14 protein-coding genes, 3 tRNA genes, 3 rRNA genes, 1 pseudogene and 1 other annotated feature are annotated in these 20,467 nt (G+C 51.6%); of the genes and pseudogenes, 14 read left to right on the forward strand and 7 right to left on the reverse strand.

Translation table 11 applies throughout. From position 1 onward, the window contains the following. Window position 1: 1 nt before the first annotated feature. A complete protein-coding gene (tyrA, locus tag ACX1CU_RS04440; protein WP_459401418.1) occupies window positions 2–1,123 on the forward strand; it encodes a bifunctional chorismate mutase/prephenate dehydrogenase in 1,122 nt (373 codons plus the stop codon). Between the two features lie 57 nt (window positions 1,124–1,180). Here the strand turns inward: tyrA and pheA are convergent, their stop codons facing one another. The 4 genes from pheA to bamD form a co-directional block, all read right to left on the reverse strand. Next, window positions 1,181–2,338 carry a bifunctional chorismate mutase/prephenate dehydratase gene (pheA, locus tag ACX1CU_RS04445; protein WP_459401419.1) on the reverse strand — a complete coding sequence of 386 codons (1,158 nt, stop codon included), beginning with the start codon at window positions 2,336–2,338 and terminating at the stop codon, window positions 1,181–1,183. Window positions 2,339–2,378: 40 nt separating this feature from the next. Beyond that, window positions 2,379–2,505, reverse strand: a sequence feature (Phe leader region). Beyond that, the gene (locus ACX1CU_RS04450) at window positions 2,457–2,504 is read right to left on the reverse strand and encodes a hypothetical protein (protein WP_197062210.1); all 48 of its coding nucleotides are present in this window, start codon (window positions 2,502–2,504) and stop codon (window positions 2,457–2,459) included. Its footprint overlaps the feature before it by 48 nt. Before the next feature lie 126 nt (window positions 2,506–2,631). Continuing rightward, window positions 2,632–2,970, reverse strand: coding sequence for a ribosome-associated translation inhibitor RaiA (raiA, locus tag ACX1CU_RS04455; protein ID WP_459401420.1), 339 nt, complete (start codon window positions 2,968–2,970; stop codon window positions 2,632–2,634). 312 nt (window positions 2,971–3,282) lie between these two features. Further along, complete coding sequence (gene bamD, locus ACX1CU_RS04460; protein WP_459401421.1) at window positions 3,283–4,014, reverse strand: outer membrane protein assembly factor BamD; 732 nt, start codon at window positions 4,012–4,014, stop codon at window positions 3,283–3,285. 133 nt (window positions 4,015–4,147) lie between these two features. Between bamD and rluD the strand changes: the two genes are divergently transcribed. The 10 genes and pseudogenes from rluD to ACX1CU_RS04510 all read left to right on the forward strand — a co-directional run bounded on the left by rluD (window position 4,148) and on the right by ACX1CU_RS04510 (window position 15,897). Continuing rightward, window positions 4,148–5,125, forward strand: a complete 978-nt coding sequence (gene rluD, locus ACX1CU_RS04465; RefSeq protein ID WP_459401422.1) for a 23S rRNA pseudouridine(1911/1915/1917) synthase RluD — start codon at window positions 4,148–4,150, stop codon at window positions 5,123–5,125. Then, a complete protein-coding gene (gene yfiH, locus ACX1CU_RS04470) occupies window positions 5,125–5,856 on the forward strand; it encodes a purine nucleoside phosphorylase YfiH (RefSeq protein ID WP_459401423.1) in 732 nt (243 codons plus the stop codon). Before rluD ends, yfiH begins: the two co-directional genes overlap by 1 nt. Window positions 5,857–5,986: 130 nt before the next feature. Then, window positions 5,987–8,560, forward strand: coding sequence for an ATP-dependent chaperone ClpB (gene clpB / locus ACX1CU_RS04475; RefSeq protein WP_459401424.1), 2,574 nt, complete (start codon window positions 5,987–5,989; stop codon window positions 8,558–8,560). A 570-nt stretch (window positions 8,561–9,130) separates the two neighbouring features. Further along, window positions 9,131–10,673, forward strand: a 16S ribosomal RNA gene (locus tag ACX1CU_RS04480). A 146-nt stretch (window positions 10,674–10,819) separates the two neighbouring features. Beyond that, a tRNA-Glu gene (locus ACX1CU_RS04485) sits at window positions 10,820–10,895 on the forward strand. A gap of 250 nt (window positions 10,896–11,145) precedes the next feature. After that, a 23S ribosomal RNA gene (locus ACX1CU_RS04490) occupies window positions 11,146–14,054 on the forward strand. Window positions 14,055–14,172: 118 nt separating this feature from the next. Next, window positions 14,173–14,288, forward strand: a 5S ribosomal RNA gene (rrf, locus tag ACX1CU_RS04495). The 16S, 23S and 5S rRNA genes sit together here with 2 tRNA genes alongside, the layout of an rRNA operon. Before the next feature lie 93 nt (window positions 14,289–14,381). Beyond that, window positions 14,382–14,458 (forward strand) — tRNA-Asp (locus tag ACX1CU_RS04500). A 192-nt stretch (window positions 14,459–14,650) separates the two neighbouring features. Then, window positions 14,651–14,849, forward strand: a pseudogene (gene dkgB, locus ACX1CU_RS04505) (2,5-didehydrogluconate reductase DkgB); the annotation flags it as partial. Window positions 14,850–15,102: 253 nt separating this feature from the next. Beyond that, window positions 15,103–15,897, forward strand: coding sequence for an endonuclease/exonuclease/phosphatase family protein (locus ACX1CU_RS04510; RefSeq protein ID WP_459401425.1), 795 nt, complete (start codon window positions 15,103–15,105; stop codon window positions 15,895–15,897). Window positions 15,898–15,961: 64 nt separating this feature from the next. Here the strand turns inward: ACX1CU_RS04510 and mltD are convergent, their stop codons facing one another. Beyond that, on the reverse strand, window positions 15,962–17,338 hold the full coding sequence (mltD, locus tag ACX1CU_RS04515; protein ID WP_459401426.1) for a murein transglycosylase D: 1,377 nt from the start codon (window positions 17,336–17,338) through the stop codon (window positions 15,962–15,964). Between the two features lie 72 nt (window positions 17,339–17,410). Further along, window positions 17,411–18,166, reverse strand: coding sequence for a hydroxyacylglutathione hydrolase (gloB, locus tag ACX1CU_RS04520; protein ID WP_459401427.1), 756 nt, complete (start codon window positions 18,164–18,166; stop codon window positions 17,411–17,413). A 44-nt stretch (window positions 18,167–18,210) separates the two neighbouring features. Here gloB and ACX1CU_RS04525 point away from each other — a divergent pair, with 44 nt between their 5' ends. Next, on the forward strand, window positions 18,211–18,930 hold the full coding sequence (locus ACX1CU_RS04525; protein ID WP_459401428.1) for a class I SAM-dependent methyltransferase: 720 nt from the start codon (window positions 18,211–18,213) through the stop codon (window positions 18,928–18,930). Here the strand turns inward: ACX1CU_RS04525 and rnhA are convergent. Further along, on the reverse strand, window positions 18,927–19,394 hold the full coding sequence (rnhA, locus tag ACX1CU_RS04530) for a ribonuclease HI (protein ID WP_459401429.1): 468 nt from the start codon (window positions 19,392–19,394) through the stop codon (window positions 18,927–18,929). The two genes, ACX1CU_RS04525 and rnhA, sit on opposite strands and share 4 nt — an antisense overlap. A 72-nt stretch (window positions 19,395–19,466) precedes the next feature. On the opposite strand from rnhA, the gene dnaQ reads away from it, so the two are divergent. Further along, complete coding sequence (gene dnaQ, locus ACX1CU_RS04535; RefSeq protein WP_459401430.1) at window positions 19,467–20,201, forward strand: DNA polymerase III subunit epsilon; 735 nt, start codon at window positions 19,467–19,469, stop codon at window positions 20,199–20,201. A 156-nt stretch (window positions 20,202–20,357) separates the two neighbouring features. Further along, window positions 20,358–20,434 (forward strand) — tRNA-Asp (locus tag ACX1CU_RS04540). Window positions 20,435–20,467 lie beyond the last annotated feature (33 nt).

Below are 20,467 nucleotides of genomic sequence, written 5' to 3' on the forward strand. Positions count from 1 at the left end.
TATGGTGGCTGAACTGACCGCATTACGCGATCAAATTGACGAAGTAGATAAAGCATTGCTGGGTCTGTTGGCAAAGCGCCTGGAACTGGTCGCGGAAGTGGGGGAAGTCAAAAGCCACTACGGTTTACCGGTCTACGTGCCTGAGCGTGAGGCGGCGATGCTGGCCTCGCGCCGTAAAGAGGCTGAAGGCCTTGGTGTGCCGCCGGACTTGATTGAGGATGTGCTGCGTCGGGTGATGCGCGAATCCTACACCAGTGAGAACGACAAAGGTTTTAAAACGCTGTGCCCGCAATTGCGTCCGATTGTCATTATCGGCGGCAATGGCCAGATGGGGCGTTTGTTTAATCGCCTGCTGACCTTATCCGGTTATCAGGTGAAGGTGTTGGATCAGGAAGATTGGCCGCAGGCCGATACCTTGCTGGCAGATGCCGGCATGGTGATCGTCAGCGTGCCTATCCACGTCACAGAACAGGTGATCGGCCAGTTACCACCACTGCCGGAAGACTGCATTTTGGTCGATTTGGCGTCGGTCAAAAACCGGCCGCTGCAAGCGATGCTGGCGGCTCACGGTGGGCCGGTACTTGGGCTTCACCCGATGTTTGGCCCCGATGTTGGCAGCGTTGCCAAGCAGGTGGTGGTGTATTGCGATGGGCGCCAACCTGAAGCCTATCAGTGGCTGCTGGAACAATTGCAGGTCTGGGGCGCGCGGTTACACCGCATCAGCGCCGTTGAGCACGACCAGAACATGGCTTTTATCCAGGCATTGCGACATTTCGCGACCTTTGCCTATGGTTTGCATCTGGCAGAAGAGAATGTCCAACTGGAACAACTGCTGGCGCTGTCTTCACCGATCTACCGGCTGGAGCTGGCGATGGTGGGCCGGTTGTTTGCCCAGGATCCGCAGTTGTATGCAGATATCATTATGTCTTCAGACGAAAATATTCATCTGATCAAACGCTATTATCAGCGTTTTGGTGAGGCGATTCAGTTGCTGGAGCATGGCGATAAACAGGCGTTTATCCAAAGCTTCCAGAAAGTGGAACACTGGTTTGGTGATTATGCTCAGCGTTTCCTGGTGGAGAGCCGCTCGTTGTTGCGCCAGGCGAATGACAGCCGCCAATAATGGTCATGCTGCTTGATTGATAAGAGGTTCGACATTGTCGAACCTCTTTTTTTGGCATCAAGATGGGTTTACCGGCACCACATTTTCGCTCGGATAGCACCCCAATACCTTCAGTGAACGGGTAATCAGGGTCAGGTCTTTCAACGCTTTCTGCATGGATTCAGAACGCAGGTTGGCCTGCACATCAATATAGAACATCTCTTCCCACGGATTGCCGTTGATCGGGCGTGATTCCAGCTTGGTCATGATGATGCCGTTGTCACGTAACACCAATAACGCTTCTACCAGCGCACCTGACTGTTGGCCGGTGGCCATAATCAGCGTGGTTTTGGCCGGAACCTGCTCAGAGACTTCGATCGCTTTGCGTGCCAGCACGATGAAACGGGTGATGTTCTGCTGCTGGTTAGCCAGATTATGCTCAAGTACTTGCAGGTGGTAGAGCGCACCACCGGCTTCACTGCCCAATGCCGCAGCCTTTGGCGAATTTAGTTCGGCCACTTTCTCCATCGCGGCGGCGGTGCTTTCGCAATACTCGATTTTCCAGTGTGGATAACGATTAATAAACTGGCTGCACTGTTGGAAAGGCTGCGGATGGCTGTAAACGATCTCGATCTGGTTCAGGTCAGTTTGGCTCGCGACCAGCACGCAGTGATCGATCGGCAACGTAAGCTCACCTACGATCGACAGGCTGGTATGTTGCAGTAGGTCATACACGTCGTTGATTGAACCGGAACTGGTGTTTTCGATTGGCAGAATGGCGTAATCCGCCTGGCCGGTTTCAACCTGGGTAAAGATATCCTGGAATTTCTGGCAGCCGCATTCGATCAACTGATCGAAATGGCGGGCACTGTATTGGCGCGCCGCGAGATGCGAATAGGAGCCTTTGGGGCCGAGGAAGGCAATGCGCGCAGAGTGCTGGCTGATTTGGTTAAGCTGATGCTGCAACAGTGTCTGCTGGGTGAGCACGGAGTCTTCAATGATCAATTGGAACAGGCGGGTGACGTAAAAACCGTCAAGATCATAAGGTTTGGCGGCGCTAATCAGCGCATCCAGCAGATCGCGTTCACGCTCTTTATCGCGAATCGGCCGGTGTGAGTGCAGCTTGGTTTTGCCCACCTCTAGCGCCAGCTCACGGCGCTCTGCCAGCAGTGCCAGCAGTTTCAGGTCCAGTGCGCTGATGCGTTCGCGCAGTACGAGTAACGGGTTGTCAGTCATAATCAGCCTTATCTTGTGTTCTTATAATCGTTAAATAGCCATAAAAAAAGCCCCCTGTTTTCAGGAGGCTTGGTTGTTCGTCTTCGCATTCTTTATCACACGACGAAACGCCTCCCAATCAGGGGAAGGTAAAAAAGAATGCGAAGAAAAACGGTTTACGGGTCATGGGTGTCCAAAAAGTATGTGTGAGCAGGTTTAAGGTAACCGCTGGCTTTTCTCTGTGTCAATAAAAACCGGCAATCAAAAAACGCGCCCGAGGGCGCGTTTGATACGAAACAATCATGAAAAGGTGCTTACTCTTCCGGTGTCACTTCTGGAGCAAGGTCTTTCACACTGGCGTAGGCGCGGCGCGCTTCGCTCTTGTGCTGCACTTTATTCAGCTGACGCTCAAGTTTGGCGATCAGGTCATTAACGGCGGTATACATGTCTTCATGTTTTGCGCTGGCAACCAGCGGGCCGTTAGGTGTGGTAATGGTGGCATCTACAGCAAACCCTTTAGGTTCTTTAGATAAAACGATATGCGGGTTGATCAGTTGAGCCTGCCATTTATCCAGTTTGGTGAGACGGTCTTCGACGTGACTACGGATTGCGGGGGTGATATCCATTTGTTTGCTGGTAATGTTGATTGTCATATAACCTACCTCTCTGTCTTTCCGTCTTGGATGTATTCAGCATAACGCGCTTTTTGCTGAAGTGGGTGAAAGAGATCACGTATTTTTGTCACTTTTTGCAAAGTTAGCGCAATCTGTGATTTAGACTCTGAAACAGTTATCTAACACTTGAGTCTGAGTGGCAGAACGCGCATTATCGATAGGTTAACAGGTGGCATAACCTTGTTAATATTTTGTTTATTATCGTGAATTTATTCTTGGTCGATTGAGTTTATCACCAATGAAAACGGCAGCCGAAGCTGCCGTTTTTTATGTTTGTGACGGTTAGAATCGTTATGCCGGGTTGGCGGCAATGATTTTCGCCACTTTGTCGGCTTGAGCATTCAGCTCCAGTTGACGGTAGGCATTTTCCATCAGCGGTAACGCATCACGAGTCGCTTTGGTATCCGGGAATTCACGCATCATCTGCTCAACACGATTAACAACCGCGACGTAAGCACCGCGTTTAGTGTAGTATTCCGCCACTGAAAGCTCATACTTGGCCAGACGGTTTTTCAGGAACACCAGACGTTTGTAAGTGTCTGTGGCGTATTGGCTGTTCGGATACTGCTGAAGCAGCTGGCTGAAATCGCGGAATGCAGTGCGGGCGTGTTGCGGATCGCGGTCAGAACGGTCAACCCCGAAGAAGCCTTGCAACGCACTGTCATCCAGCGCCATATCTGTCAAACCGCGCATGTACATGACGTAATCAATGTTCGGATGCGTTGGGTTCAAGCGCATAAAGCGATCGATAGAGGCTTGCGCCATCGGTAAATCGGCAGATTTATAGTAGGCGTAAATCAGATCCAACTGGACCTGCTGGGAGTATGGCCCGAAAGGATAGCGGTTATCTAACGCTTCGAGTTGTTTAATCGCGCCCTTAAAGTCACCGTCCTGCAGTTTTTGCTGGGCAGTAGCATAGATTTCCGAAGGTGGGTTGTCGGGAACCGCATCCTTGGATGTGGAGCAACCTGCCAGCGCCAGGCTCAACGTGGCTGCCGCCACCAGATATTTCATACGCGTCATGACGTTTTGATTATCCTCAGGGTGTTATTCCGGGAGACTGTCCGTTAAGCTCCCGACAAAAGACCAGTTACAATAGCACATTATATTAAACGGCATCGCCGTGAAAACCCAACGTTAACGAAGAATCCTGCATATGGCACAACAAGTACAACTCACCGCAACGGTGGCCGAAACTCAACTCGGACAACGTTTAGATCAGGCTTTGGCCGAATTGTTCCCTGATTATTCAAGATCACGCATAAAAGATTGGATCCTGGAAGATCGGGTACAGGTCAATGGCAAAACGGTAAACAAGCCGAAAGAGAAGGTACTGGGGGGAGAAACGGTCGCCATTGATGCACAGATCGAAGAAGATGCCCGTTGGGAACCGCAGGACATCGCATTGGATATCGTCTATGAAGATGCCGATATTTTGGTGATTAACAAACCTCGCGATTTTGTGGTGCACCCAGGTGCTGGCAACCCAGATGGCACGGTGCTCAATGCACTGCTGCATTATTATCCGGAAATTGCCGATGTACCGCGTGCTGGTATCGTGCACCGCCTGGACAAAGACACTACCGGCCTGATGGTCGTGGCAAAAACCGTCCCGGCACAAACCCGCCTAGTGGAAGCGCTACAGGCACGTGAAATCACCCGTGAATATGAAGCGGTGGCGATTGGTACCATGACGGCGGGTGGCACGGTGGAAGAGCCGATTGCGCGCCACTCCACCAAACGTACCCATATGGCCGTGCATCCAATGGGGAAACCTGCGGTTACCCATTACCGCATCATGGAACATTTCCGCGCGCATACTCGTCTGCGTTTGCGTCTGGAAACCGGGCGTACCCACCAAATCCGTGTGCATATGTCGCATATCAACCACCCGTTGGTGGGCGATCCGCTGTATGGCGGCCGTCCGCGTCCACCAAAAGGGGCATCGGAGGCGTTTATCAACACGCTGCGTGGGTTTGATCGTCAGGCTCTGCACGCTACGATGCTGCGTTTGTATCACCCTATCAGCGGTATCCAGATGGAATGGCATGCGCCATTGCCGCAGGATATGGTTGATCTGATCGACGCCCTGAAAGCCGATACCGAAGAATTCAAAGACCAAATGGATTGGTAATGGATGCGCTCATTCTGCCCGATTGGCCGATGCCTGCAGGCGTAAAAGCCTGTAGCACTACTCGCCATGGAGGTATCAGCCTGCCGCCTTATGATTCATTGAATCTGGGCACGCACGTGGGTGATGATGCACAAGCGGTAGCCTGTAACCGCCAACGGCTGGTGGCGGGGGCTGGTCTGCCGCAGATGCCTGTCTGGCTGGAACAGGTACATGGAACACGCGTGTTGGCGTTAGACGGGCAAGCGCCTGATGACTTACAGGCCGATGCGGTTTACAGCAACGTGGCCGGGCAAGTGTGTGCGGTGATGACGGCGGATTGCCTGCCTGTACTGTTTGCTTCACAGGCAGGTGATGAAGTGGCAGCAGCCCATGCGGGTTGGCGTGGGCTCTGTGATGGTGTATTGGAACGTACAGTAGAACGCTTTGCTGCTGCGCCGGGCAAGGTCACCGCCTGGCTTGGCCCAGCTATCGGCCCGCAGCGGTTTGAAGTTGGGGCAGAGGTCCGTGCGGCGTTTATTGCTGCCGATATTGCTGCTGCTTCAGCGTTTACACCTCGTGGCGATAAATTTCTCGCTGATATCTACCTTTTGGCTCGCCAGCGCCTTCAACGTGCGGGTATTTTCGCCATTTATGGCGGAAATCGTTGCACAGTGACCGAAATGAGTCATTTTTTCTCCTATCGGCGTGATGGAGTGACTGGACGTCTGGCAAGTTTGATCTGGGTGATATAACCTACTGCCCTAGGACGATCCACAGATGCATGACGTTGTACTAATAATATAGTGTCGGAATAACCTTGAAAATTTGAGGGATGACCTCATTTAATCTCCTGTAGCAATTCTGCACTATATTGGAGGTGTTATGCGTCTGGATCGTCTTACCAACAAATTCCAGCTTGCCCTCGCCGATGCTCAATCCTTGGCCTTAGGGCGCGACAATCAATTTATCGAACCGTTACATTTGATGAGCGCATTGCTCAATCAGGATGGGGGGACGGTTCGCCCATTGTTAACTTCTGCCGGGATCGACGCTGGGCGTATACGCAGCGAGATCGATCAGGCTTTAACCCGTTTGCCGCAGGTTGAAGGTACCGGTGGTGATGTTCAACCGTCACACGAACTGGTGCGCGTACTCAACCTGTGCGACAAACTGGCGCAAAAGCGCGCCGACAAATTCATTTCTTCCGAGCTGTTTGTTCTGGCGGTGCTTGAAGATCGCGGTACGTTGACCGATCTGCTGAAAGCGGCTGGCGCAACGGCCGATAAACTCTCCAAAGCCATTGAACAAATGCGAGGCGGTGACAGCGTGGATGATCAAGGTGCGGAAGACCAGCGTCAGGCATTGAAGAAATACACCATCGATCTCACCGAGCGTGCTGAGCAGGGCAAGCTTGACCCGGTTATTGGCCGTGATGAAGAGATCCGCCGTACCATTCAGGTATTGCAGCGTCGAACCAAGAATAACCCCGTTCTGATTGGTGAACCGGGTGTCGGTAAGACCGCCATCGTCGAAGGCCTGGCGCAACGCATCATTAATGGCGAAGTGCCTGAAGGGCTTAAGCATAAGCGCGTACTCTCTCTGGATATGGGCGCTCTGATTGCCGGGGCAAAATACCGCGGCGAGTTTGAGGAACGCCTGAAAGGCGTGTTGAGCGATCTCTCCAAACAGGAAGGCAGCGTCATTCTGTTTATCGACGAACTGCATACTATGGTGGGGGCCGGTAAGGCCGACGGTGCTATGGACGCTGGCAACATGCTCAAGCCGGCGCTTGCTCGTGGTGAACTGCACTGTGTGGGGGCAACCACGTTGAATGAGTATCGTCAGTATATAGAGAAGGATGCTGCGCTTGAGCGCCGTTTCCAGAAAGTCTATGTAGCAGAACCGACGGTCGAAGATACCATCGCCATTCTGCGTGGCCTGAAAGAACGTTATGAACTGCATCACCATGTGCAGATTACCGATCCGGCGATCGTGGCTGCTGCGACTTTGTCGCATCGCTATATTTCCGATCGCCAGTTGCCGGATAAAGCCATCGACCTGATCGATGAAGCGGCATCCAGCATTCGTATGCAGATGGACTCTAAACCGGAATCACTCGATCGTCTAGAGCGTCGTATCATTCAGTTGAAACTGGAGCAGCAGGCGCTGAATAAAGAGTCTGATGATGCCAGTAAAAAACGCCTGGAAATGCTGAGCAGTGAGCTAGATCAGAAAGAGCGTGAGTATTCTGAACTGGAAGAAGAGTGGAAAGCGGAAAAAGCCTCTCTTTCTGGTACGCAGAATATCAAGGCCGAGCTCGAACAGGCCAAGATTGCCCTTGAGCAGGCACGCCGCTCAGGCGACCTTGCACGCATGTCTGAGTTGCAGTACGGCAAAATTCCAGAGCTGGAAAAACAGCTTGCGGCCGCGACACTGGCGGAAGGCAAGACCATGAAGCTGCTGCGTAACCGTGTTACTGATGCAGAGATTGCCGAAGTGCTGGCAAAAGCCACCGGTATTCCGGTCGCCAGAATGCTGGAAGGCGAGCGCGATAAGCTGTTGCGCCTTGAGCAGGAGCTGCATTCGCGGGTGATTGGCCAGGATGAAGCGGTGGTTGCGGTATCTAACGCCATTCGTCGTAGCCGCGCGGGTCTTTCAGATCCGAATCGGCCGATCGGTTCATTCCTGTTCCTCGGCCCGACTGGTGTGGGTAAAACCGAACTGTGTAAAGCGCTGGCTTCGTTTCTGTTCGACAGTGATGACGCAATGGTGCGTATCGATATGTCCGAGTTTATGGAGAAGCACTCTGTCTCCAGGCTGGTCGGGGCACCTCCGGGTTATGTCGGTTATGAAGAAGGTGGTTATCTGACAGAGGCGGTACGTCGTCGGCCTTATTCGGTGATCCTGTTGGATGAAGTGGAAAAAGCTCATCCAGATGTGTTCAACATTCTATTGCAAGTGTTGGATGACGGGCGCCTGACCGATGGGCAAGGCCGTACCGTAGATTTCCGCAATACCGTGGTGATCATGACCTCTAACCTGGGCTCCGACATGATTCAAGAGCACTTTGGTAAGGTTAACTATACGCAGATGAAGGAATCGGTGATGGAGATGGTGAGCCATCATTTCCGGCCAGAATTCATCAACCGTATCGATGAGGTAGTGGTCTTCCATCCGCTCGGCCGCAAACATATCGCGCAGATTGCCAAGATTCAGTTGGCACGCCTGTACAAACGTCTGGAAGAGCGTGGCTATGAAGTGAGTATCACAGAGCCTGCGTTGGAACTGTTGGGTAAAACCGGTTATGACCCTGTTTATGGTGCTCGGCCATTGAAACGTGCCATCCAGCAGGAAATTGAAAACCCATTGGCGCAGCAAATCCTTTCTGGAAAGCTGATACCGGGCAAGCCAGTGACGCTGGATGTGGAAAACGACCATATTGTTGCCAAACAATAAACACGGCGGTTATTTATAGTGATAGAAGGGGCGGTTTTTACTGCCCCTTTTCTTTTTGTTTAGCGTGGTTGATACATTTCCCCTGCTCAAATGGCTGAAAGCGGTTCTTTTCTGGACGGTAAATGTTCTATAACGGTGGTTTTGGCTGTTTTTTGAACGCTTGAAACGTTTTTTGAATTTAGGGGTTGCGGCGCTCTGAGAACTCCCTATAATGCGCCTCCACTGACCGGGAACAACGACTACTCTAACGAGAACAGTTCGCCCAGCCAGGAAGAAGCAACCCGGTGAAAACACCGCATCTCGCAAGGGAAAAAAAGGTTGACTCTTCAGCGGGAAAGCGTATTATCTGCCTCCCGCGTTACCGAGAAACATGCCGGTAACCAACGCTCTTTAACAATTTATCAGACAATCTGTGTGGGCACTCACAAGACGATATCCAGCCACCTTGGTGGCAAAAAATATCAAGTCTTGAAGAGTGACCAAAGCAGTATACATTGACCCGCAAGGGCAATGCATTTGCAGAAAGTAATCTTTGAGCATCGCTTTACTTGTTAAAGCAAATCGAACTTTTAATTGAAGAGTTTGATCATGGCTCAGATTGAACGCTGGCGGCAGGCCTAACACATGCAAGTCGAGCGGCAGCGGAAAGTAGCTTGCTACTTTGCCGGCGAGCGGCGGACGGGTGAGTAATGTCTGGGAAACTGCCCGATGGAGGGGGATAACTACTGGAAACGGTAGCTAATACCGCATAACGTCTTCGGACCAAAGTGGGGGACCTTCGGGCCTCACACCATCGGATGTGCCCAGATGGGATTAGCTAGTAGGTGAGGTAATGGCTCACCTAGGCGACGATCCCTAGCTGGTCTGAGAGGATGACCAGCCACACTGGAACTGAGACACGGTCCAGACTCCTACGGGAGGCAGCAGTGGGGAATATTGCACAATGGGCGCAAGCCTGATGCAGCCATGCCGCGTGTGTGAAGAAGGCCTTCGGGTTGTAAAGCACTTTCAGCGAGGAGGAAGGCAGTCGTGTTAATAGCGCGATTGATTGACGTTACTCGCAGAAGAAGCACCGGCTAACTCCGTGCCAGCAGCCGCGGTAATACGGAGGGTGCAAGCGTTAATCGGAATTACTGGGCGTAAAGCGCACGCAGGCGGTTTGTTAAGTCAGATGTGAAATCCCCGCGCTTAACGTGGGAACTGCATTTGAAACTGGCAAGCTAGAGTCTTGTAGAGGGGGGTAGAATTCCAGGTGTAGCGGTGAAATGCGTAGAGATCTGGAGGAATACCGGTGGCGAAGGCGGCCCCCTGGACAAAGACTGACGCTCAGGTGCGAAAGCGTGGGGAGCAAACAGGATTAGATACCCTGGTAGTCCACGCTGTAAACGATGTCGACTTGGAGGTTGTGCCCTTGAGGCGTGGCTTCCGGAGCTAACGCGTTAAGTCGACCGCCTGGGGAGTACGGCCGCAAGGTTAAAACTCAAATGAATTGACGGGGGCCCGCACAAGCGGTGGAGCATGTGGTTTAATTCGATGCAACGCGAAGAACCTTACCTACTCTTGACATCCACGGAACTTGCTAGAGATAGCTTGGTGCCTTCGGGAACCGTGAGACAGGTGCTGCATGGCTGTCGTCAGCTCGTGTTGTGAAATGTTGGGTTAAGTCCCGCAACGAGCGCAACCCTTATCCTTTGTTGCCAGCACGTGATGGTGGGAACTCAAAGGAGACTGCCGGTGATAAACCGGAGGAAGGTGGGGATGACGTCAAGTCATCATGGCCCTTACGAGTAGGGCTACACACGTGCTACAATGGCATATACAAAGAGAAGCAAACTCGCGAGAGCCAGCGGACCTCATAAAGTATGTCGTAGTCCGGATTGGAGTCTGCAACTCGACTCCATGAAGTCGGAATCGCTAGTAATCGTAGATCAGAATGCTACGGTGAATACGTTCCCGGGCCTTGTACACACCGCCCGTCACACCATGGGAGTGGGTTGCAAAAGAAGTAGGTAGCTTAACCTTCGGGAGGGCGCTTACCACTTTGTGATTCATGACTGGGGTGAAGTCGTAACAAGGTAACCGTAGGGGAACCTGCGGTTGGATCACCTCCTTACCTAACGATATTGATTCGAGTGAGTGCTCACAACAGATTGTCTGATAGAAAGTAATGAGCAAAAGCGCTACCTGTTGATGTAATGAGTCTTCTGGACTCATGCTGATACGAACCGATTAAGAGTTTCTGTTTAATCGGATTTTCGTGTCCCCATCGTCTAGAGGCCTAGGACACTGCCCTTTCACGGCTGTAACAGGGGTTCGAATCCCCTTGGGGACGCCATCCGATAATGAGTGAAAGACATTATCACCGGTTCTTGCGGAACCGAAAATAACGTAAAGATGACTTTCACAAGTCGTGTTTACGATATTGCTCTTTAACAATCTGGAACAAGCTGAAAATTGAAACCTGATAGCTGAAACTTATCCCTCCGTAGAGTTATTGGGGTAAGGACTAACCTGTCAGAGAGTCTCTCAATTGTTTACAGCACGACGGTTGTCTCCTGTTTACAGGAAACACCTTCGGGTTGTGAGGTTAAGTGACTAAGCGTACACGGTGGATGCCTAGGCAGTCAGAGGCGATGAAGGGCGTGCTAATCTGCGAAAAGTGTCGGTAAGCTGATATGAAGCGTTACAACCGGCAATACCCGAATGGGGAAACCCAGTGCAATTCGTTGCACTATCGTATGGTGAATACATAGCCATACGAGGCGAACCGGGGGAACTGAAACATCTAAGTACCCCGAGGAAAAGAAATCAACCGAGATTCCCCCAGTAGCGGCGAGCGAACGGGGAAGAGCCCAGAACCTGAATCAGTGGGTGTGTTAGTGGAAGCGTCTGGAAAGTCGCGCAGTAAAGGGTGATAGCCCCGTACACTAAAATGCATGCACTGTGAGTTCGATGAGTAGGGCGGGACACGTGACATCCTGTCTGAATATGGGGGGACCATCCTCCAAGGCTAAATACTCCTGACTGACCGATAGTGAACCAGTACCGTGAGGGAAAGGCGAAAAGAACCCCGGCGAGGGGAGTGAAATAGAACCTGAAACCGTGTACGTACAAGCAGTGGGAGCCTACTAGTTGGGTGACTGCGTACCTTTTGTATAATGGGTCAGCGACTTATATTTTGTAGCAAGGTTAACCGAATAGGGGAGCCGTAGGGAAACCGAGTCTTAACTGGGCGTCTAGTTGCAAGGTATAGACCCGAAACCCGGTGATCTAGCCATGGGCAGGTTGAAGGTTGGGTAACACTAACTGGAGGACCGAACCGACTAATGTTGAAAAATTAGCGGATGACTTGTGGCTGGGGGTGAAAGGCCAATCAAACCGGGAGATAGCTGGTTCTCCCCGAAAGCTATTTAGGTAGCGCCTCGTGAACTCATCTTCGGGGGTAGAGCACTGTTTCGGCTAGGGGGCCATCCCGGCTTACCAACCCGATGCAAACTCCGAATACCGAAGAATGTTATCACGGGAGACACACGGCGGGTGCTAACGTCCGTCGTGAAGAGGGAAACAACCCAGACCGCCAGCTAAGGTCCCAAAGTCATGGTTAAGTGGGAAACGATGTGGGAAGGCATAGACAGCCAGGATGTTGGCTTAGAAGCAGCCATCATTTAAAGAAAGCGTAATAGCTCACTGGTCGAGTCGGCCTGCGCGGAAGATGTAACGGGGCTAAACCATGCACCGAAGCTGCGGCAGCGACGCTTAGGCGTTGTTGGGTAGGGGAGCGTTCTGTAAGCCGTTGAAGGTGGTCTGTGAGGGCTGCTGGAGGTATCAGAAGTGCGAATGCTGACATAAGTAACGATAAAGCGGGTGAAAAACCCGCTCGCCGGAAGACCAAGGGTTCCTGTCCAACGTTAATCGGGGCAGGGTGAGTCGACCCCTAAGGCGAGGCCGAAAGGCGTAGTCGATGGGAAACGGGTTAATATTCCCGTACTCGGTGTTACTGCGAAGGGGGGACGGAGAAGGCTAGGCTAGCCGGGCGACGGTTGTCCCGGTTTAAGCGTGTAGGGGGAGAGAATTGGTAAATCCGTTCTCTTATTCAACCCTGAGGCGTGATGACGATGCACTACGGTGCAGAAGTGGTTGATGCCAAGCTTCCAGGAAAAGCCTCTAAGCTCCAGGTAACACAGAATCGTACCCCAAACCGACACAGGTGGTCAGGTAGAGAATACCCAGGCGCTTGAGAGAACTCGGGTGAAGGAACTAGGCAAAATGGTGCCGTAACTTCGGGAGAAGGCACGCTGGCGCGTAGGTGAAGAGACTTGCTCTCGGAGCTGAAGCCAGTCGCAGATACCAGCTGGCTGCAACTGTTTAATAAAAACACAGCACTGTGCAAACACGAAAGTGGACGTATACGGTGTGACGCCTGCCCGGTGCTGGAAGGTTAATTGATGGGGTTAGCGGCAACGCGAAGCTCTTGATCGAAGCCCCAGTAAACGGCGGCCGTAACTATAACGGTCCTAAGGTAGCGAAATTCCTTGTCGGGTAAGTTCCGACCTGCACGAATGGCGTAATGATGGCCAGGCTGTCTCCACCCGAGACTCAGTGAAATTGAACTCGCTGTGAAGATGCAGTGTACCCGCGGCAAGACGGAAAGACCCCGTGAACCTTTACTATAGCTTGACACTGAACATTGAGCCTTGATGTGTAGGATAGGTGGGAGGCATTGAAGTGTGGACGCCAGTCTGCATGGAGCCAACCTTGAAATACCACCCTTTAATGTTTGATGTTCTAACTCGGCCCCGTAATCCGGGGTGAGGACAGTGTCTGGTGGGTAGTTTGACTGGGGCGGTCTCCTCCCAAAGAGTAACGGAGGAGCACGAAGGTTAGCTAATCACGGTCGGACATCGTGAGGTTAGTGCAAAGGCATAAGCTAGCTTGACTGCGAGAGTGACGGCTCGAGCAGGTACGAAAGTAGGTCTTAGTGATCCGGTGGTTCTGAATGGAAGGGCCATCGCTCAACGGATAAAAGGTACTCCGGGGATAACAGGCTGATACCGCCCAAGAGTTCATATCGACGGCGGTGTTTGGCACCTCGATGTCGGCTCATCACATCCTGGGGCTGAAGTAGGTCCCAAGGGTATGGCTGTTCGCCATTTAAAGTGGTACGCGAGCTGGGTTTAGAACGTCGTGAGACAGTTCGGTCCCTATCTGCCGTGGGCGTTGGAAGATTGAGAGGGGTTGCTCCTAGTACGAGAGGACCGGAGTGAACGCACCACTGGTGTTCGGGTTGTCATGCCAATGGCACTGCCCGGTAGCTAAGTGCGGAAAAGATAAGCGCTGAAAGCATCTAAGCGCGAAACTTGCCTCGAGATGAGTCTTCCCTGGGCCTTTAAGGTCCCTGAAGGAACGTTTAAGACTAAGACGTTGATAGGCTGGGTGTGTAAGTGCAGCGATGCATTGAGCTAACCAGTACTAATGAACCGTGAGGCTTAACCTTACAACACCGAAGGTGTTTTTAGAGACGAAGTAGAGTTTTAATTTTCAGCGATGTTCTTAGATTGGTTCTGGTGGTTACGTGTAGAGACATGTGACGGCCTGGAATGAAACAGAATTTGCCTGGCGGCAATAGCGCGGTGGTCCCACCTGACCCCATGCCGAACTCAGAAGTGAAACGCCGTAGCGCCGATGGTAGTGTGGGGTCTCCCCATGCGAGAGTAGGACACTGCCAGGCATCAAACAAAGGTTATCAGAGTGACATCTGGTAATAGCGAAATCGCAGAAGCGGTTTTGCCGGTATCGAAAGATACCGCATGAAAGAATCGGTGGAGCGGTAGTTCAGTTGGTTAGAATACCTGCCTGTCACGCAGGGGGTCGCGGGTTCGAGCCCCGTCCGTTCCGCCACTTAATTGATAAGCCCTGAGTCTCTGACTCAGGGCTTTTTCATATGCAAAATTCACCACTTTTGCTATAAATTCTTTTCTGATTAGGGCTTTTGACTAATGTTGCCTGTTGATCAAAAGTTTTGTGCTCAATATAGGGCGTTTGGGGGCAACAAAACTGCTGCTACAATCCTCTCATACCCCTTTTATAGACGATGCAATGCCAGCTCAAATCATTCTGGCCTGGGCGCTACGCGGTGATCCCATCTTCCACTAAGCGTGAAAATCTGGGCAGCAACCTGTTGGCACAGAACTTAAGCTAACTGAGGACGAGGTGAAGCAGATTGCCAAGTTGGAATGTATGTAATGTCCGCCTGGTCAGCTCAGAGGGCCTGGCACCTAACTGGGATTAGTTTAGGTATCTAGATGCCTAGAACGAATGTTTTGGCCCGCATTTTGCGGGCTTTTTCGCATTTATTACCGATCACCGCTAACCTTTACAGACGTATACGTTTCACCGATTGAAATCCCCCCTCCCTACCTCTATAACTGAAAGAGCATTCCTCCTAAAAGCCATGCTGGTAGAGAAGCACAGGCGTATAATGAATCTATTGTTGGTGGCAATGTTGCTATCAACATCATCCAAACGGGAAATAGGCGAATAGCGTGCCGAAACGAACTTATGCAATGAGGTATGTTGCAGGCCAGCCAGTTGAACGAATTTTCCCTGGTGCCATCCATCAACCGCTACTGCCTGGGGCTGCATTACCTACGTCTGGGGTATTGCGGGTTATGGTGTGGAATATCTTCAAGCAGCAACGTGCTGATTGGCTTTCGGTGCTGAAAAATTTCGGTAAAGATGCGCAACTGGTGTTATTGCAGGAAGCCCAGACGACACCTGAGCTGGTGAATTTTGCTACCTCTCACTATCTGGCTGCCGATCAAGTCCCCGCTTTTGTGTTGCCGCAACATCCTTCTGGCGTGATGACACTAGCTGCAGCCCATCCGGTGTATTGCTGCCCGTTGCGCGAACGTGAGCCGCTATTACGTCTGGCTAAATCAGCGTTGATCACCGTCTATCCACTCTATAATGGTCAATTGCTGATGGTGGTGAATATCCATGCGGTGAATTTCAGCCTGGGTGTCGATGTATACAGTAAGCAGCTAGACCCGATTGGCGAGCAGATTGCTAACCACCAAGGGCCGGTGATTATGGCCGGTGACTTTAATGCTTGGAGCCGCAAGCGTATCAATGCGCTGTATCAGTTTGCTGATGATATAGCCTTGCATGAGGTGAGCTTTACCGATGATCATCGTAAGAAAGCATTTGGCCGACCGCTAGATTTTGTATTTTACCGTAACTTAGGCGTTGTAGAGGCCTCTGTGCTGGTTACCCAAGCGTCAGATCATAATCCTCTGTTGGTGCAGTTCCATCCTGAAATTGGTAAGCCGGTCTGGTAGGAATCCACAGGCAATAAAAAAGCACCCTACAACATGCAGGGTGCTTTTTCTTTGAGTCGAAAACCTAGGTATCCGGTGACATTTTGTTGTTTACAAACAAGGTCAGTTTCAGACCTGGTTGAAGACTACTTTTCTTGCCGAGCCTTGAGTTCCAACGCATCACGTCATCTATATTGACACCGTGACGGCGAGCAATACTGGAAAGCGAATCACCCTTGCGAACCTGATAGGTGATACTGCTATTATCGCCGGTATTGCTGGCAACCTGCAGCGTTTGTCCAACTTTCAGGGTGCTTTTGGCACGCAAATTGTTCCAACTTTGCAAATCACTCGGCTTTACGTTCAGCCGTTTGGCAATGGTGGATAACGTATCGCCGGAGCGAACCTTATACGCACTCCCACCAGACAAACTACTATTCTTCGCCAACTGTGCTGGCGGTGGCGTAATTTGCCCATCAGCCAACGAGTCTTTCAACTGCGCGGCATTGCCTTTCGGGACCATAATGTAATGAGGCCCGTTCGGCGCCGTTACACCTTTTTTGTAGCCTGGGTTGTAAGCTTTCATCTTGGTGACTGAAAGCCCTGCCATCTCAGCCGCCTGAGTTAGCTGGATCTGCTGCCCAACATCAATTCGCGCCAGTGCACGGGTTTCGTCAGTTTTTGGTAATTTGACGCCGTACTTTTTACTGTGCTTGATGATATCGCTCAGTGCCAGCATCTTCGGGACATAGATTGACGTTTCACGTGGAAGCGACAAATCCCAGAACTCGGTGGACTTACCCTGGCGTTTATTCGCCTTCACCGCCTGCATGATGCGGCCTTCACCGCTGTTATAAGCTGCGACAGTCAGTAACCAGTCGCCGTCAAACATGCGGTTCAAGCGCTCCATCATATCAAGCGCAGCAGTCGTCGAGGCCACAACATCACGGCGCCCGTCATACCACTGATTGTTCTTCAGCCCATAATTACGACCCGTTTGCGGCACGATCTGCCATAGCCCTGCGGCATTGGCATGCGACGTGGCGTGTGGGTCAAAAGCGCTCTCCACTATGGGTAGCAGTACCAGTTCCATCGGCATATTACGTTTCTTAATCTGCCCGACTATCCAGTACATGTACGGCTCTGCCCGTAATGTTACATCGTGGAGATAGCTCTTACTTTTTAGGTACTTTCTTTTTTGTTCACGGATCCGGGGATTTTCCGGAACCTCCATCTTCAGCTCGTCGCTAATGAAGTTCCACAGGTCTTGTTGTGCGGCGCTATTACCCTCTAACCACCGCGCCGAGCTTGCTCGACCATTCGCTGTGTACTCTCCTGCTTCACTTTCTTGACCTGCCGAAGACAGACTCTGTGCATGCTGCTCTGGTACCTGCACGCCCTTCTTGGACGCCTGGCAACCCACTAGCAAGACTGAGGCGAGAATTATCGCTTTAGCCTTCATGTGTATGTCAATATAGTTGCTTAAAAGACGAGCAACTATACTTTGCTTCATCGAATAACACAACTAAAAGCTTCAGAAGCTATCTTTCCGCAGGCGTAATTCGGAAAAAACCGAATGAAGGCTGTCTGGTGGTGAGTTAAAGCCTATTTCTTTTTGTAAATCAGTATCATGGCAACGTAAAAAGAGATTAATTTTGCGCTCTAATTGTAACGTTGTAGGCACGCTAGGCTCACCTTTTGCGCGTAATCTCTCAACTTGTTGCTGATATGTTTCAATGTCGCGATCTTGTGGCAAAATAGCTCGTGAAAACTTAAGATTTGAAAGAGTATACTCGTGTGCGCAACAAATGAGAGTGTCATCGGGAAGTTGCGCGACTCGTTGAAATGAATCATACATTTGTTCAGCGGTCCCTTCGAAAAGTCTGCCACAACCAGCAGAAAAAACGGTATCCCCACAGAACAGATAAGGTGCGCTGTAGAATGCGACATGTCCAAGCGTATGCCCAGGAACCGCAATAATACGGTACTGTCGCCCACTGATTTCGATGACTTCGCCGTCTTGCACCAGAGCATTTGCCCCTTTGTTGGCGGTTTCTTGCGGGCCATATACTCTCAGGTCTGGGTATTGCGCAACAAGTTCTGCCACGCCGCCAACGTGATCGCGATGGTGATGGGTCAGTAAAATGGCGTCAGGGATCAGTTGTAAACGTGTCAACGCTTCCAGCACCGGGCTGGCGTCTCCGGGATCGACGATAACGCAATGTCCTTGCGGGTTATCCAGCAACCAAATGTAATTGTCCTGAAAAGCAGGAATGCTGATAAGATTCATAACGGACCTCTCGTTGGCAACGGCTTGAAAGAAGATAATAAATCATGAAACCAGCCCATACTCTACAAAAGCTCACCAGCCCATACTCCTGGGCCGGGCTGCCATGGGGAGAATACTACCGTGAAGCGCTTGAGCAGCAATTGCAACCCTGGTGGTCGAAGCTATTCGGTTTTCACCTGCTGAAGGTTGGTAACCTCAGCGCCGCTTTGGATACGGAAAAGTGCGCCATATCACATCAGGTTAACGTTGGCCTGGCAGGGGATAACCTGCATGTGCTGGCCGATCCCTATCAATTACCCTTTGCTGCTAAATCGGTAGATGCCTGTCTGCTGGCCCACACGCTTTCCTATGCTGACGATCCGCACCGTCTGCTGCGTGAGATTGACCGTGTGATGATTGACGACGGTTGGTTGGTGATCAGTAGTTTTAACCCGTTCAGCTTACTCGGGTTGGGCAAGCTGATCCCTGGATTGCGCAATCGGCAACCCTATGTCAGCCGAATGTTTACGCAGATGCGCTTGCTGGACTGGCTCAGCCTGTTGAATTATGAAGTGCTGGAACAGACTCGATTCCACGTATTGCCTTGGCAGCGTAAAGGTGGCACGTTTTTAAGTACGCACTTGCCAGCGTTAGGGTGTATGAGCGTGATCGTAGCGCGGAAAAGAACCTTACCGTTGACGCCAACGCCGATGAGAGTGGGGGCGAGAAAGCCAGCTCTCAGCCGCGCAGTGGGCGCGACCAAGAGTTACCGCAAGCAGCCTTAAGCTTCGGGTTGATACCCCGTATCATCCTGCGTTGGGTTGCCTGCTGCATCACGCGCCAGCACGTCACAACGCTCGTTTTCCGGGTGGCCCGCATGGCCTTTGACCCACTCCCAGCGGATGGTATGGCGCGCAATCGCCAGATCCAGACGCTGCCATAGATCGACGTTTTTCACCGGCTTTTTATCAGAGGTTTTCCAACCGCGTTTTTTCCAGTTGTGGATCCAACTGGTAATGCCTTGGCGCACATATTGGCTGTCGGTGCTGAGTACCACTTCACAAGGGGATGTCAGTGCTTCGAGCGCCACAATGGCGGCCATCATCTCCATACGGTTGTTGGTGGTCAGGTAATAGCCTGCGCTGAAGGTTTTTTCGTGCTGCTTGTAGCGCAAAATTGCGCCGTAACCGCCGGGCCCCGGATTACCGAGGCAAGATCCGTCGGTGAAAATTTCTACCTGTTTGAGCATCTCTGGTAGACTCTTCCTATCAGTTTTATAAAAGCCAAGTCTGACATAAACGGGCGCTATGAGCACTGCAATATGATCACTACACCAACCAGACAGATCGTTCTCGATACCGAAACCACCGGTATGAACAAGCTAGGGGTTCACTACGAAGGCCACCGTATCATCGAAATTGGGGCCGTAGAGGTGATCAACCGTCGCCTGACCGGGCGCCACTACCATGTTTACGTCAAGCCGGATCGGCTGGTAGACCCCGAAGCTTATGGCGTGCACGGTATCAGTGACGAATTCCTGGCCGATAAACCGACCTTTGATCAGATCGCCGCTGAGTTTATTGATTTCATCCGCGGTGGCGAATTAGTTATTCATAACGCGGCGTTCGACATCGGCTTTATGGATCACGAGTTCCGCAAGCTGCAACAGAATATCCCGAAAACGGAGACCTTCTGCACCATCACCGATAGCCTGTTGATGGCGCGCCGTTTGTTTCCTGGTAAGCGTAACAACCTTGATGCCCTATGCAGCCGTTATGAAATAGATAACAGCAAGCGAACGCTTCACGGCGCTTTGCTCGATGCCGAGATCTTGGCTGAAGTCTATCTGGCGATGACCGGTGGTCAGACTTCCATGGCCTTCCAAATGGAAGGGGATACTCAGCAAACGGACTCAACGCAGGATATTCAGCGGATTGTACGTCCGGCCACGGCAATGAAGGTGGTATACGCCAGCGATGAGGAAGTGTCCGCCCATGAGGCGCGCTTGGATCTGGTGGCTAAAAAAGGCGGTAGCTGCCTGTGGCGCAGCGAATAACGCCACCTTGAGTGTAAAAACGTGGCTAACGTTGCATTATGCTGCCATGTTCGTTGAAAAACTGTGCAACCGACTCTTTTTATAAGAAAAGACATTGACGGAATGCAAGGGCAACCGTAATATTCGCTTCGTTCCCACGCAAGAGGGGACTGGCGCGGAGCGGTAGTTCAGTTGGTTAGAATACCTGCCTGTCACGCAGGGGGTCGCGGGTTCGAGCCCCGTCCGTTCCGCCAATCATTCAGACCCCAAGCTTTTTAAGCTTGGGG

Source organism: Serratia sp. D1N4, from assembly GCF_054552755.1.